The following is an 11,970-nucleotide window of genomic DNA, read 5'->3' as shown; positions in this document are numbered from 1 at the left end:
GGTGAGCAGAGCGGTGCTGCGCGTCATGGCGTCAGCCTATTCCGGCGTCCCCGCCGCCGCCGCGCACGCCCGCGTCGCCCTCCCCGGTGCACGTCTCCGGCATTACCGCCCGTATCCGCCCGGTGCGCACGCGAACCGTCTCTCCCGCAGGAGTCGTGCGGGGGACAGCCCGGCGCGGGGCGCCCGCGCGACCCGCTCGTCTCCTGCCCGCCCGGTAGGCTGGCACCCTATGGATGACGCGCCGATCGGGATCTTCGACTCGGGAGTCGGCGGTCTCACCGTCGCCCGGGCCGTGTCGGCGCAGCTGCCGCGCGAGTCGATCCTCTACATCGGCGACACCGCCAGATCGCCCTACGGCCCGAAGCCCATCGCCGATGTGCGCCGGTACGCCCTCGAGGTGCTCGACACCCTCGTCGAGCAGGGCGTGAAGATGCTGGTGATCGCCTGCAACACCGCTTCGGCGGCGATGCTCCGAGACGCGCGGGAGCGCTACGACGTCCCCGTGGTCGAGGTCATCGGCCCCGCGGTGCGGACGGCGATGTCCACGACCCGCAACGGCCGCATCGGCGTGATCGGAACCGTCGGCACCATCGGCTCGCGCGCCTACCAGGACATGCTCGAGGTCAACGAGCGCCTCACGGTGTTCGCCGAGGCGTGCCCCCGCTTCGTCGAATTCGTCGAGGCCGGTGTGACCGACTCGCCCGAGGTGCTCGCCATCGCCGAGCAGTACCTCGCCCCGCTCCGCCACGCCGGTGTCGACACGCTCGTGCTCGGCTGCACGCACTACCCCTTCCTCGAGGGCGCCATCAGCTACGTGATGGGTCCCGACGTCAGCCTCGTCTCGAGCGACAGCGAGACCGCGAAAGACGTCTTCCGCCAGCTCGTCTCGCGAGACCTCCTGGCGAGTCCGGATGCCATTCCCCGCCACCGCTACGAAGCCACCGGGTCGTCGGCGGACGACTTCCTGCGCCTGGCGCACCGCCTCATGGGCCGTGAGGTGCGCGAGGTGCAGCTCGTGCAAACCGGCGCCATCGACCTGCCGCGCTGAGGCGTGGCATCCCGTTCCCGTTCCTCTGGAGGATCCATGACCCGCAAAGACGGCCGCACCGCCGATCAGCTCCGCCCCGTGACGATCGAGCGCGGGTGGTCGGCGCACGCCGAGGGCTCGGCGCTCATCACGTTCGGCGGCACGAAGGTGCTGTGCACCGCGTCGTTCACCAACGGCGTGCCCCGCTGGCTGAGCGGCAAGGGCAAGGGCTGGGTCACGGCGGAGTACGCGATGCTGCCGCGCGCGACGAACAGCCGCAACGACCGCGAGAGCATCAAGGGCAAGGTCGGCGGGCGCACGCACGAGATCTCGCGCCTCATCGGGCGGGCTCTCCGCGCGGTCGTCGACACCAAGGCGCTGGGCGAGAACACCATCGTGATCGACTGCGACGTGCTGCAGGCCGACGGCGGCACGCGCACCGCGGCCATCACCGGCGCCTATGTCGCCCTCGCGGATGCCATCGCCTGGGGACGCGAGAAGAAGTTCATCGGCCAGCGCTCCGAGGTGTTGCGCGACTCGGTCGCCGCGGTGTCGGTGGGCATCGTCGACGGCGAGCCGCTGCTCGACCTGGCCTACGTCGAAGACGTTCGGGCCGAGACCGACATGAACGTCGTCGTGACCGGCCGCGGCCTGTTCGTCGAGGTGCAGGGCACCGCCGAGGGTGCACCGTTCGACAAGGCGGAGCTCGACCGGCTGCTCGAACTGGGCGTGAACGGGTGCGCCGAGCTGCGCGGCATCCAGACCGCGGCGCTCGAGGGCTGAGATGGCACGCGTCGTCCTCGCCACACACAACCCGCACAAGGTCGAGGAGTTCCAGGCGATCGTGGCCGAGGTGCGCCCCGACCTCGAGGTCGTCGGCTACGACGGACCCGAGCCGGTCGAAGACGGCGTGACCTTCGCCGAGAACGCCCTCATCAAGGCGCGCGCAGCCGCGGCCCACACGGGCCTGCCCGCCCTCGCCGATGACTCCGGTGTGGCCGTCGACGTGCTCGGCGGTTCGCCCGGGGTGTTCTCGGCCTACTGGGCGGGGCATAAGAAAGACGCCACCGCCAACCTCGAGCTGCTGCTCGACCAGCTGTCCGACGTCGCCGACCCGCACCGTACGGCGCAGTTCGTGTCGGTGATCGCCCTCGTGCGTCCCGAGGGTGGCGAGCAGACCGTCGAGGGCCGCTGGCCCGGACGCCTGGCGATGAAACCCGCCGGGCCGGGTGGTTTCGGGTATGACCCGATCTTCGTGCCCGACGGCCAGCCCGCCGGCGTCGAACGCACCGTCGGCGAGTGGACGGCTGCCGAGAAGAACGCCGAATCGCATCGCGCCCGGGCGTTCGTTCAGCTCTCACCCCTCCTCGCGTCACTCTGAGCGTGTAGACCCGTGAGGTGACCGCAATGCCCACGGTGTCGATCGTCGTGCCCGCCTACAACGAGGAGGCGGTCATCGAGCGATGCCTGCGCGCGATCCTGCGCCAGAGCGTCCCGGCCGACGAGGTGCTCGTCGTCGACAACCGCTCGACGGACGGCACACGCGAAGTGGTGCAGCGCATCATCGACGAACACCCGGATGCCGGCATCCGTCTCCTGCGTCAGGACGGTCGGCAGGGGCTCGTGGCCACCCGCAACCTCGGGATGGATGCCGCCACGGGCGATGTGCTCGGACGGATCGACGCCGACACGGTGCTCAAGCCGGATTGGGTTGCCCAGGTGTCGCGCGTGTTCGCGTCGGGGACGACGGATGCCGTGTCGGGTCCTGTCGAGTACTACGACCTCCCGCTGCGCGCGATCGGCCACCAGATCGATGACCGCCTGCGGCGTCTTCAGGTCAGGCTCGCGGGCGACTTCATCTTCCTGTTCGGGAGCAACATGGCCGTGCGCGCCGACGCCTGGAGGGACGTCCGCGAGTTCTTGTGCGAAGACGAGGCCGACGTCATGCACGAAGACCTCGACATCGCGATCCATCTGGCCCTCGGCGGTCGGCGGATCGGCTACAGCTCCGAGATGGTGGCGGGTATGTCGGCGCGGCGCCTCGACGACCGCCCGCGCGACTTCCGCCGCTACGTCGACCGTTTCGAGAACACCTACGCAGCCCACGACATCCGCGACGTGCGGCTGCGCGCGCCGATGGCGGTGTTCCTGGGCGTCTATCCGGCGTTGCACATGCACCGGCGGGTGCAAGCGCAGCTGCGGGCCCTGCGCAGCTGAGGCGGCTCCGAGCTACCTGCGGTGCGGGGGTCGTGAGTCGTCGCCGCTCTCGCCGCGATGCGCACCGGCTCGTGAGCGCTCGACGCTCAGGGCGTGCCGGCCCGGAAGACCTCGTCGTCCGCCCCGGGCTGCTCGTCCATCACGCCCGGTCGCAGGCGAAGCAGCAGCACGAAGTACACGCCGCCGACGGCGATCAGCCCGACGACGATGAGTACGGGAATCAGGGCATCGCCGGGGGTGACGAGGGCGAGGAGGGCGAGGGCGATCCACACCAGCGCCGCGACGGCGACGGGGACCTCGGCGCGCCCGAGACTGAAGCCTCCGGTGCGGCGCTCAAGTCGACGGCGTACGACCAGGTACAGCACGACGACGCCCGCGTAGATGAGGGCGGGGAGGATGGTGCTCCCGATGATGAGCTGCAGGAGCGCCTCTCCGGGCAGGGCGAGCATCAGCACGCACCCGATGACGACGATGAGCAGGGTGGCGAAGACCGGCGTGCGGGTGCGCGCGTCGACCCGGCCGATGAGGCGCGAGGCGGGGAAGCGGCCGTCGCGGGCCATGGCGAAGGCCTGTCGGGCGGCGGCGGCCAGCACCACTGTTCCGGCACCGAACATCGAGAAGGCGATGCCCGCGAGCAGGATCAGCTCCCAGACGGGTCCGAGCTGAGCGCGGATGATGGCCGCGACGGGGGAGGGGTCGCTCGTGATGGCGGCGACGTCTTCGATCGACACCGTCAGCGTGAGCAGGAACGCAAACCCCGCGACCGCCGCTGCGACGACGGATCCGACGATCGCGCGCGGAACCGCTCGGTAGGGATCCTTCGCCTCTTCGGCGAGGTTGGCCGCGGAATCGAAGCCGACGAGGGTGGTGAGCCCCATCAGCATGCCCGCCATCAGCCCGCCGCCCAGGGCGAAGTACTGCGGATCCGCCTCGGCGACCCCGCGTGAGACGAGGTTCTGCGGCTGCACGGTACCGGTGGCGAGGGCGACGACGAGGAGCACGACCACGAGCACCGCGACGATCGCCAGCTCGACGGCGACCGCCGCCGAGGTGACCATGCCGAGCAGGCGCGTGGAGACGATGACGAGGATCGCCTGAACGGCCAGGATGACGAGTGTCAGCCAGCGCGCGACGTCCTCGTCGGCGTCCATTCCCAGCAGCGGCATGATCGCTTGACTGGCGAGCGCGTTGGCGATGGCGACCACCGCGATGGCCAGGAACCAGAACGACAACCAGCCGAAGAACCACCCCACGCGGGGTGAGGCGAGCCGGGAGGCCCATTGGTACGACGAGCCGCTGAGGGCGATGCGCGCCGCGAACTGCGCGACGACGAGCGCGACCAGCGTCTGGCCGGCACCGACCACCACCCAGAGCCACACACCCACGGGTCCCGAGGTCTGCAGCATCTCGCCGTAGGTCGCGAACACGCCGACCACGACCGAGATGAAGGCGAACGAGATCGCGAAGACCTGGAACCCGCCCAGGGAGCGCGTCAGCGGCGGGCGCGTGGCGGTGGTCTCATCCATCGGAATCCCTCGTTCGGACCGTCGGCAGTCCTACCCCGAAGGTGGCAGGCGCGGTCCGTCCTCACAAGGTCCTCTAGCGGTCGTGTCCGCAAACGGACGGACGCCCGCGAGTCCGTGACGCTCATGGGTGACAGCGGTTCTCATTCCCGACTGCCGCGGAAACACGCGCGATGTCGGGGGCCGGACCTACCCTGGACCCATGCACGATCACGCGCCCGCCGGCAGCATCCGCGATGCCGGTAACACGCGCTTGCTCGCGACCGCCCTCGCCCTGACCGCGACGGTGATGGTCGTGCAGATCGTCGGGGCGATCCTGTCGGGTTCCCTCGCGCTCCTCGCCGACGCCGCGCACATGTTCACCGACGCCGCGGCCCTCGTGGTCGCCCTCGTCGCCACGTCGATCGCCGCACGCCCCGCCGACGACCGTCGCACGTACGGTTACCAGCGCGCCGAGGTGCTCGGGGCTCTGGTCAACGGCGTCATCCTGATCGTGCTGTGCGCGTGGGTGGGGTTCGAGGCGGTGCAGCGGCTGCTCGCTCCGGCCGAGGCGGAGGTGCAGGGCGGGCTCATGCTCGTGGTCGCCGCTGTCGGCATGGTCGCGAACGCCGTGTCGATGTGGCTCCTCGGCCGCGCGCAGAAGCGCAGCATCAACGTGCGCGGTGCGTACCTCGAGGTGCTGGGCGACCTCGTCGGGTCGGTGGCGGTCATCGTCGCCGCGATCGTCATCCTGACGACCGGGTTCGTCCAGGCCGATGCGATCGCCTCGCTGTTCATCGCGGTGCTCATCGTGCCACGGGCGATCGGGCTGCTGCGCGAGGTCGTGGTCGTCCTGACCGAATCGGCGCCGGTCGGGGTGCATGTGGCCGAGATCCGCGACCACCTGCGCGGAGCCGACGGCGTGGTCGACGTGCACGACGTGCACGTGTGGCAGCTCACACGCGGAGCGCCCGTGTTCAGCGCCCACGTCATCGTCGAGGACGCCGCGCTGAGCGACGGTCGTTCGGCGGCGATCCTCGCGTCGTTGCAGACGTGTCTGGCCGACCACTTCGACGTGGAGCACTCGACCTTCCAGCTCGAACCCGCCGGCCACGTCGAGCACGACTCGCGTCACGCGTGACCGGGGGAACGGCGGCCCTCCATTACTCGATCGGCAGGAGCCCGCGTTCGGCGAAGACCTTCTTCGCGGTGAACGTCGCGTTCAAGGCGCGTGGGAACCCGCAGTAGACGGCGGCGTGAAGCAGGGCTTCTACGATCTGCGGGGGCGTCAGTCCGACGTTCAACGACGCGTTCACGTGCACCTCGAGCTGCGGCTCGCATCCGCCGAGCGCGGTGAGCATCCCGAGGGTCACGAGCTGCCGGTCACGGGGTTCGAGGCCGGGGCGCGAGTAGATCTCGCCGAAGCCCCAGGCGACCACCTGGTGCGCGAGCTCGGGAGAGATGTCGTCGAGCGCGTCGATGACCTTCGTGCCGGCGGTGCCGTCGACCGCGTCGAGCACGGCCTTCCCTCGGGCGAAGTTCTGCTGTCGCTCGGTCGATCTGGTCATGGTCGGGCTCCGTTTCGTGAGGGGAGGGCGACGACGCCGTCGCGGTAGGTGGCGATTTTGGAGGGCAGCGCCTGTTCGTGAGCACGGAGGCGGGCGATCTGTTCCTGCAACCCCGCCTGGTGGGCTTCGAGCAGGTGCAGGCGGGCCTCGGTCGTCGCGACTCCCTGCTCCCGGAGGGCTGCGTACTCGCGCATCTGCGCGATCGGCATGCCTGTCTGCCGCAGGCGCAGCAAAAACCCGACCCACTCGACGTCGTCCGACGAGTAGCGACGCTGATTGCGGGAGTTCCGCGCGACGGGACGGATGAGCTCGGCGCCCTCGTAGTAGCGCAGGGTGTGCGCCGTCACTCCCGTCGCCGCGCTCATCTGCGCCACCGTGAGGCCTCGTTCGTCTTGTGCCATACCTGCACGTTAGGAGTTCGAGCGCGCTCGAAGGCAAATCGTCTCGCTCGGCGCTGGCGCGCCCGCGCCGCGGCGGTCGGACTGTTCACCGGAAGCTCCGTGCCGCGCTCGACGGTGGAGGAGGCCCGCCGGGTCGCGATCCCCCTGCACGTGCTGCTGCAGTGGGACGACGAGGGGAACGACCGAGCGGGGCCCTCGAGCTGTTCGACGCCTTCGCATCGACCGAGAAGACGCTCCACGCCAACGTGGGTGGACACACGGGGGTCCCGGCATTCGCGAGTGAGGACGCCGCCCGCTTCTTCGCCCGTCACCTCTCTCGTGCCGCCGAGATCGAGAAAGGTGACGCGGTCGAGATGCCCTAGGCGCGTCGCTCGGGCAGGGGCGGGTGGCTGCCGGCTGCGGTGTGGGGTCTGCGACTGCTCCGGGACCGCCGCGAGACGCTCCCTTGATCGCCCCCTCGCTCGGCGCTCGGACTCTGACGGGTCATGAGATCACGATGACGCCGAGAACGGTCACGGCGACCGCGAGCAGCACCAGGGTCAGCGCGGGCACGATGCTCAGCGCGTGGCGGGCGTCGACGACGACGGCGCCGACCATCACAACAGTAAGGGCACCTCCCGCGATCGGAGAGAGAACCGGTGCGATTCCGGTGACGACGGGAAGGATCAGCCCGATTCCTCCGAGCAGTTCCGCGAGACCGATCAGTTTCACGGTCGTGGGCGAGAAGTCGTCCACCCACGTCAGTCCGCTTGCTTTCAGCGCGGACGCGGGGCGCACGATCTTGAGAAGGCCGGAACCGACGAAGGCGATCGCGGCGAGACCGGCGACGATGAAGAAGGCCATGATCATGAGAGGTTCCTCACTGTTTTCGGGGTGGAGCTCATCGGCCGGTCAGGAGCTCGGGATAGAGGGCCTCGATGGGAGCCGCGAGTCCTGCTTTGACGTGAGCGCTGATCCCATCGGCGACGATCTCGAACTCGCCCTTCTCGACACCGTCGAAGACGGCGGCGACCAGGTCCGCGGGCTTCATCTTGGGGTCGTCGGTGTGGGCGGCCATCGCGGTGTCGACGTAGCCCATGTGCACCCCGGTGACGAGGACGCCGTGGGGTGCCAGTTCGAGTCGGAGGGAGTTCGTGGCAGACCAGACAGCTGCCTTCGACGTGCCGTACGCGCCGGAACCCGCGTACCAGCTCGCGACGGAGTGGATGTCGATGAGCACCGCGTTCTCGGCGGACACCAGGACGGGGGCGAAGGCTCGCGCCACGCGGACGGGCGCGAAGAAGTTGATCTCCATGACGCCGCGGAGGTCTTCCTCGGTGACCTCGAGCAGACTGGCCGTCTGGGGCAGCCCGCCGGCGTTGTTGATCACCATTGTGACGTCGCCGGCGGCCGCGGCTGCAGCGGCGACGGAGGCCGGGTCGGTGACGTCGAGTTCGAGCGGGATGACGCGTTCGTCGTCCCACGTGCGGGGGGTGCGTGCGGACGCGTACACCTTGGCGGCGCCGCGGGCGAGGGCGGCGTGGACGAACTCGGTGCCGATGCCTCCGTTCGCTCCGGTGACGAGGACGACGGCGTTGGTGAGGGTGGTCATGAGGATGCCTTTCTGAGTTCGTGCGTGGGGGGCGCAGCAGGATGAGCCGCGTGCGGATGTCGACGGGGTCGGTCTTGTGTCAGTTGTCGGCGCCGATGCGTCCGGTGCGCAGTGCCTCGGCGTACTTCTCGGGGTTGAGCAGAGCGAGTTCTCCGGTGGCTTCGGCATCGGCGATGTAGCCGAGCATCCGCTGCTGAGCCTGCGGCTGCTGGTCTCTGACGAGGAACTCGGCGTGCTCGTACTGCAGGCCGGCGGTGAGGGGCGTCGAGGCGCCGAAGTAGATGGATCGCTTGGCCGCGCCCAGGGATCCCTTCGCGCGCAGGCTCAGGTACTCCGCGCGCTCGATGGCACGCGCAAGGACGTCCTGCTGCGGCACGACTTCGTCGACAACGCCGAGTTCAAGAGCTTCACCGGGAGTGAACGGTCTGCCTTCGAGGACTGCGGTCAGCGTCTGCTGGCGCCCGATGAGGCGAGGCAGTCGCTGAGATCCGCCGCCGCCGGGCGTGAGCCCGAGGAGCACTTCCGAGAGGCCGATGACATGGTCCCCTTCTGCCATGATCCGCAGATCGCACGCCCACGCGAACTCCGCACCGATAGCCAGTGCGGAACCATTGAGAGCCGCGATGAAGATGGTGCCGCTGGCGTTCATCTTCAAGAACGTCGCATGGATGGCATCCAATTGCAGAAGCGTCTTGAGCCGGCTCTTCTTGGCAAGAGCCCGGACGCCCGGTGTCTTGTTGATCGCTGTGGCGAACCGCGCCACGAGACCCGCGATGCGCGTGTTGATCGGCGGGAATCCCACTCCGCCCTGCTGTAGCCAGGTGACGTCGGCGTGGCTGAGGAATCGATCCGGATGTGTGCCGGTGAAAACAACCGCGCGGATGTTCGGATCTTTGTCAGCGCGGTCGACGAGCGTTTTCAGATCTTCCGCGATGGCGACATCGAAGAGTGCGTGCGGGCCGCCATCGATACGAGCCACGAGCACCGCGCCGCGGTCTTCGATGTCGATTCGTCCGCCGGGACGTGTGGTTGCGTGGCTCGTGGTCGTATTCTGCGTGGTGTTCATTGTGTTCTCCCGACGTGGTGTCGTTGTCTTGTGTGTGGAGTCAGTCGTTCAGCGAGGTGGGGGGTTTCGGGAAGAGCCGACGGAGGGCGGAGGCGAGTAGCTTGTCCAGCGCCCGGTCGGGCAGGATCCGCGCCAGGCGGATCAGGAGGGCCGCGTCTCGGCCGATCGTGTATCGGGTCTTCGGGCGGGGCGTGGTCGCGGCGGTGGCGATGGCCTTGCCGGCCTCGGAGGCATCCACTCCGCTGCGGAGAAAGCCCTCCGATTGGGCCAGGATCGCGCGCATCAGCCCGCTGTACCGACGCTCCTGAGTCGGAGTCATGTCGGCGCTGAGCTTCTTGAGGGTGACCCCGCCGCGTCCGACCATCTCCGTACGCACGGCGCCCGGCTCGACGATCACGACCTGCACCCCGTGGGGAGCGAGCTCGCGCCGAAGCGAGTCGCCCACCGCTTCGAGGGCGAACTTCGACCCGGAGTACGCCCCGTACGTCGGCTGCGCAACGCGCCCACCGATGGAACTGATCAGCACGACACGGCCGCCGCTCTTCAGCAGGGCGGGGAGCACGGCCTGGGTGACCTCGATGTGGCCGAAGAAGTTCACGTCGAACTGTCGGCGCCACTCGGCGAGGGGGAGGACCTCGACGGGGGCGTTGACCGCGATGCCTGCGTTGTTGACGACAGCGCGCAGCGGCCGCCCGTCGGCCTCGATGAGTGCGGCCACATCGACGATCTGCTCTGGGCGGGTGATGTCGAGGATGACGGGCTGGATACGGGTGGATCGGATGGCGTCGGCATCGGCTTCTCGTCGGACACCGGCGATGACGTGGTAGCCGCGTGCAGCGAGGTCGGTGGCCGTGGCTGCACCCATGCCGGTGGATGCGCCGGTGACGAGGATGAGTTCCGAGGATTGAGGTGACGTTGTCATCTCAGAACTGTATCACTCCGGTTGACGTTGTCAACTGTATGATCTGTCCATGGTCAGTCGTCTCGAATCCTCCGCGGCAACACGTCGGTCTCTCCTGGACGCTGCTCGGGAACTCCTGAATGAGGGAGGCCCCTCCAGAGTGACCCTGAGAGAGGTGGGTGCCCGCGCCGCTGTCTCCCGCGGTGCTCCGTACCGGCACTTCGCTGACAAGGAGAGTCTCCTGGCGGCAGTCGGCGCGGAGAGTTGGGATCGCATCACCGACCAACTGGCGCAGATTCATGCCGCCCCACCGGCTGATCGCGCCGTTCTCTTGAAGTCAGCGCTGCGCGCCCTCATCGAAGTGGGGACGGAGGAGCCGGAGGTCTACCGGGCAATGTTCACCGTGCCGGCGAGTAACCCCGAAGTAGCCATCGACGCCGCCCTCCGCGCCCAGGAGCAGTTTCTTCGGATCGTGGGAAGCGTCGTCGGTGAGGAGTATGCCCACCTCTACGGGGCGATGCTGCTCACCAGCGCACACGGCATTACCACCATGGGATCGACGGGTCACCTCTCACCGGAAATGTGGCAGGTGTCCCTCGACGACGTCGTGGATGCCATGGTGGATCTCGTCGCGCAACGGTCGTAGAGGGCGCACGCGCCGCCGCTAACGTGTTCGAGGTCCCTTCGGGGCGACGATGGTCGTGGCGTTCGGCAGAGTGACCACTGGCGGTCGGACCAAAGCAGAGGTTGGCGCGGGTGGGGCTACCCCAGACGGCGAACAGACACGTCGGAGTGCAGGTCTTCCCGCACCACGTCGCCCGGGTCCTTGTCGGGTCGCAGCCCCCGCCACCGTGCCTGACGCAGAATTCCGCCCGGGGTGAACTCGGCGAACTCCACCTCGGCCACCAGCTCCGGGTGCACCCACTCGGCGTCTCGCGCGTCTGCGGCGGGGACGCCGACGAACGGATCCGTCTCGCCCCTCAGCGGTTCGAGCAGGGCCGACAGCCGCGCGAGCGTCTGCTCGCCGAAACCGGAACCGACGCGTCCGGCGTAGCGCAGCCCGTCGGGACCGGGAATGCCGACGAGGAGGGATCCGATGGTTCCGGCGCGGTTGCCCTTCCCCGGCCGGATCCCGCCGACGACGACCTCCTGCGTCCGGGAGTGCTTGATCTTCAACCACTGTTCCGAACGCTCTCCCCGGCGGTAGAGCGACCCGGGGTCCTTCACGACGACCCCCTCGAGACCGAAGTGGCCGCTGGTGGCCACCGCGGCATCCACATCGTCGAAGACGGGCGGTACGACCACCGGGAGGCCGGCGTTCCCCGCGAGGTCCTCCAGGAGGCGGCGCCGGTCGGCCAGGGGGAGCGCGGCCACGTCGTCGTCGCCCACGCGCAGCACGTCGAAGAGGTAGAGCTGCACGGGCGTGCGCTTCGCCTCGTGCGCGATCTCGCGTGGCTGGGCGAGGTTCATGCGCTTCTGCAGCAGCGGGAAGCTCGGTCGACCCTCCGCGTCGAGCGCGACGATCTCCCCGTCGAACACGGCCGGCGTCTCGCCGAGCCGCAGGTCGACCGTCGTCAAATCGGGGTAGGCCGCGGTCAGATCGATGCCGTTACGCGAACGGAGGCGAAGTCGTTCACCGTCCCACACGCCCAGACCCCGGATACCGTCCCACTTCATCTCCACCCACGCCTCGCCCC

Annotated in this window: 14 protein-coding genes; 6 read left to right on the top strand and 8 right to left on the bottom strand. The window is 69.0% G+C overall.

Annotated features, from left to right (window positions below):
• Positions 1–229 precede the first annotated feature (229 nt).
• Genes murI through RWP81_RS08520 form a run of 4 tightly spaced genes read left to right on the top strand, consistent with a single transcriptional unit; the run spans position 230 to position 3,244 of the window.
• Entirely contained in the window at positions 230–1,048 is an 819-nt protein-coding gene (gene murI / locus RWP81_RS08535) for a glutamate racemase (RefSeq protein WP_314454825.1), read from the top strand.
• Positions 1,049–1,084: 36 nt separating this feature from the next.
• Complete coding sequence (rph, locus tag RWP81_RS08530; RefSeq protein WP_183419992.1) at positions 1,085–1,810, top strand: ribonuclease PH; 726 nt, start codon at positions 1,085–1,087, stop codon at positions 1,808–1,810.
• A 1-nt stretch (position 1,811) separates the two neighbouring features.
• Positions 1,812–2,408: an RdgB/HAM1 family non-canonical purine NTP pyrophosphatase gene (gene rdgB, locus RWP81_RS08525; protein WP_314454821.1), complete on the top strand. Its 597-nt coding sequence runs from the start codon at positions 1,812–1,814 to the stop codon at positions 2,406–2,408.
• Between the two features lie 26 nt (positions 2,409–2,434).
• The gene (locus RWP81_RS08520; protein WP_314454828.1) at positions 2,435–3,244 is read left to right on the top strand and encodes a glycosyltransferase family 2 protein; all 810 of its coding nucleotides are present in this window, start codon (positions 2,435–2,437) and stop codon (positions 3,242–3,244) included.
• An 86-nt stretch (positions 3,245–3,330) separates the two neighbouring features.
• On the opposite strand, the gene RWP81_RS08515 is transcribed toward RWP81_RS08520, so the two are convergent.
• Positions 3,331–4,770 (bottom strand): amino acid permease, encoded by a 1,440-nt coding sequence (locus RWP81_RS08515; protein ID WP_314454818.1) that lies wholly within the window; start codon positions 4,768–4,770, stop codon positions 3,331–3,333.
• Positions 4,771–4,969: 199 nt separating this feature from the next.
• Between RWP81_RS08515 and RWP81_RS08510 the strand changes: the two genes are divergently transcribed.
• On the top strand, positions 4,970–5,887 hold the full coding sequence (locus RWP81_RS08510; RefSeq protein WP_314454815.1) for a cation diffusion facilitator family transporter: 918 nt from the start codon (positions 4,970–4,972) through the stop codon (positions 5,885–5,887).
• Between the two features lie 22 nt (positions 5,888–5,909).
• Here RWP81_RS08510 and RWP81_RS08505 read toward each other — a convergent pair whose 3' ends face one another.
• The 6 genes from RWP81_RS08505 to RWP81_RS08480 all read right to left on the bottom strand — a co-directional run bounded on the left by RWP81_RS08505 (position 5,910) and on the right by RWP81_RS08480 (position 10,294).
• On the bottom strand, positions 5,910–6,314 hold the full coding sequence (locus tag RWP81_RS08505) for a carboxymuconolactone decarboxylase family protein (protein WP_243498261.1): 405 nt from the start codon (positions 6,312–6,314) through the stop codon (positions 5,910–5,912).
• On the bottom strand, positions 6,311–6,715 hold the full coding sequence (locus tag RWP81_RS08500) for a MerR family transcriptional regulator (protein ID WP_314454810.1): 405 nt from the start codon (positions 6,713–6,715) through the stop codon (positions 6,311–6,313). Before RWP81_RS08500 ends, RWP81_RS08505 begins: the two co-directional genes overlap by 4 nt.
• A gap of 483 nt (positions 6,716–7,198) precedes the next feature.
• Complete coding sequence (locus tag RWP81_RS08495) at positions 7,199–7,564, bottom strand: DoxX family protein (protein WP_314454808.1); 366 nt, start codon at positions 7,562–7,564, stop codon at positions 7,199–7,201.
• Between the two features lie 31 nt (positions 7,565–7,595).
• Entirely contained in the window at positions 7,596–8,306 is a 711-nt protein-coding gene (locus tag RWP81_RS08490) for an SDR family oxidoreductase (protein ID WP_243498253.1), read from the bottom strand.
• Between the two features lie 79 nt (positions 8,307–8,385).
• On the bottom strand, positions 8,386–9,372 hold the full coding sequence (locus RWP81_RS08485) for an enoyl-CoA hydratase/isomerase family protein (RefSeq protein WP_314454803.1): 987 nt from the start codon (positions 9,370–9,372) through the stop codon (positions 8,386–8,388).
• A gap of 40 nt (positions 9,373–9,412) precedes the next feature.
• Entirely contained in the window at positions 9,413–10,294 is an 882-nt protein-coding gene (locus RWP81_RS08480; RefSeq protein ID WP_314454800.1) for an SDR family oxidoreductase, read from the bottom strand.
• Positions 10,295–10,343: 49 nt separating this feature from the next.
• On the opposite strand from RWP81_RS08480, the gene RWP81_RS08475 reads away from it, so the two are divergent.
• Positions 10,344–10,919 (top strand): helix-turn-helix domain-containing protein, encoded by a 576-nt coding sequence (locus RWP81_RS08475; protein WP_314454798.1) that lies wholly within the window; start codon positions 10,344–10,346, stop codon positions 10,917–10,919.
• A gap of 116 nt (positions 10,920–11,035) precedes the next feature.
• On the opposite strand, the gene ligD is transcribed toward RWP81_RS08475, so the two are convergent.
• The coding region (gene ligD, locus RWP81_RS08470; protein WP_314454796.1) for a non-homologous end-joining DNA ligase at positions 11,036–11,970 on the bottom strand (935 nt) is incomplete at its 5' end.

The organism is uncultured Microbacterium sp., from assembly GCF_963521695.1.
Taxonomy (GTDB): Bacteria; Actinomycetota; Actinomycetes; order Actinomycetales; family Microbacteriaceae; genus Microbacterium.
This window is presented reverse-complemented; position numbering and strand designations above follow the sequence as displayed.

Coding starts and splice junctions, on each gene's coding strand:
- murI (WP_314454825.1), top strand. CDS start 230: ATGGATGACGCGCCGATCGGGATCTTCGACTCGGGAGTCGGCGGTCTC.
- rph (WP_183419992.1), top strand. CDS start 1,085: ATGACCCGCAAAGACGGCCGCACCGCCGATCAGCTCCGCCCCGTGACG.
- rdgB (WP_314454821.1), top strand. CDS start 1,812: ATGGCACGCGTCGTCCTCGCCACACACAACCCGCACAAGGTCGAGGAG.
- RWP81_RS08520 (WP_314454828.1), top strand. CDS start 2,435: ATGCCCACGGTGTCGATCGTCGTGCCCGCCTACAACGAGGAGGCGGTC.
- RWP81_RS08515 (WP_314454818.1), bottom strand. CDS start 4,770: ATGGATGAGACCACCGCCACGCGCCCGCCGCTGACGCGCTCCCTGGGC.
- RWP81_RS08510 (WP_314454815.1), top strand. CDS start 4,970: ATGCACGATCACGCGCCCGCCGGCAGCATCCGCGATGCCGGTAACACG.
- RWP81_RS08505 (WP_243498261.1), bottom strand. CDS start 6,314: ATGACCAGATCGACCGAGCGACAGCAGAACTTCGCCCGAGGGAAGGCC.
- RWP81_RS08500 (WP_314454810.1), bottom strand. CDS start 6,715: ATGGCACAAGACGAACGAGGCCTCACGGTGGCGCAGATGAGCGCGGCG.
- RWP81_RS08495 (WP_314454808.1), bottom strand. CDS start 7,564: ATGATCATGGCCTTCTTCATCGTCGCCGGTCTCGCCGCGATCGCCTTC.
- RWP81_RS08490 (WP_243498253.1), bottom strand. CDS start 8,306: ATGACCACCCTCACCAACGCCGTCGTCCTCGTCACCGGAGCGAACGGA.
- RWP81_RS08485 (WP_314454803.1), bottom strand. CDS start 9,372: ATGAACACCACGCAGAATACGACCACGAGCCACGCAACCACACGTCCC.
- RWP81_RS08480 (WP_314454800.1), bottom strand. CDS start 10,294: ATGACAACGTCACCTCAATCCTCGGAACTCATCCTCGTCACCGGCGCA.
- RWP81_RS08475 (WP_314454798.1), top strand. CDS start 10,344: ATGGTCAGTCGTCTCGAATCCTCCGCGGCAACACGTCGGTCTCTCCTG.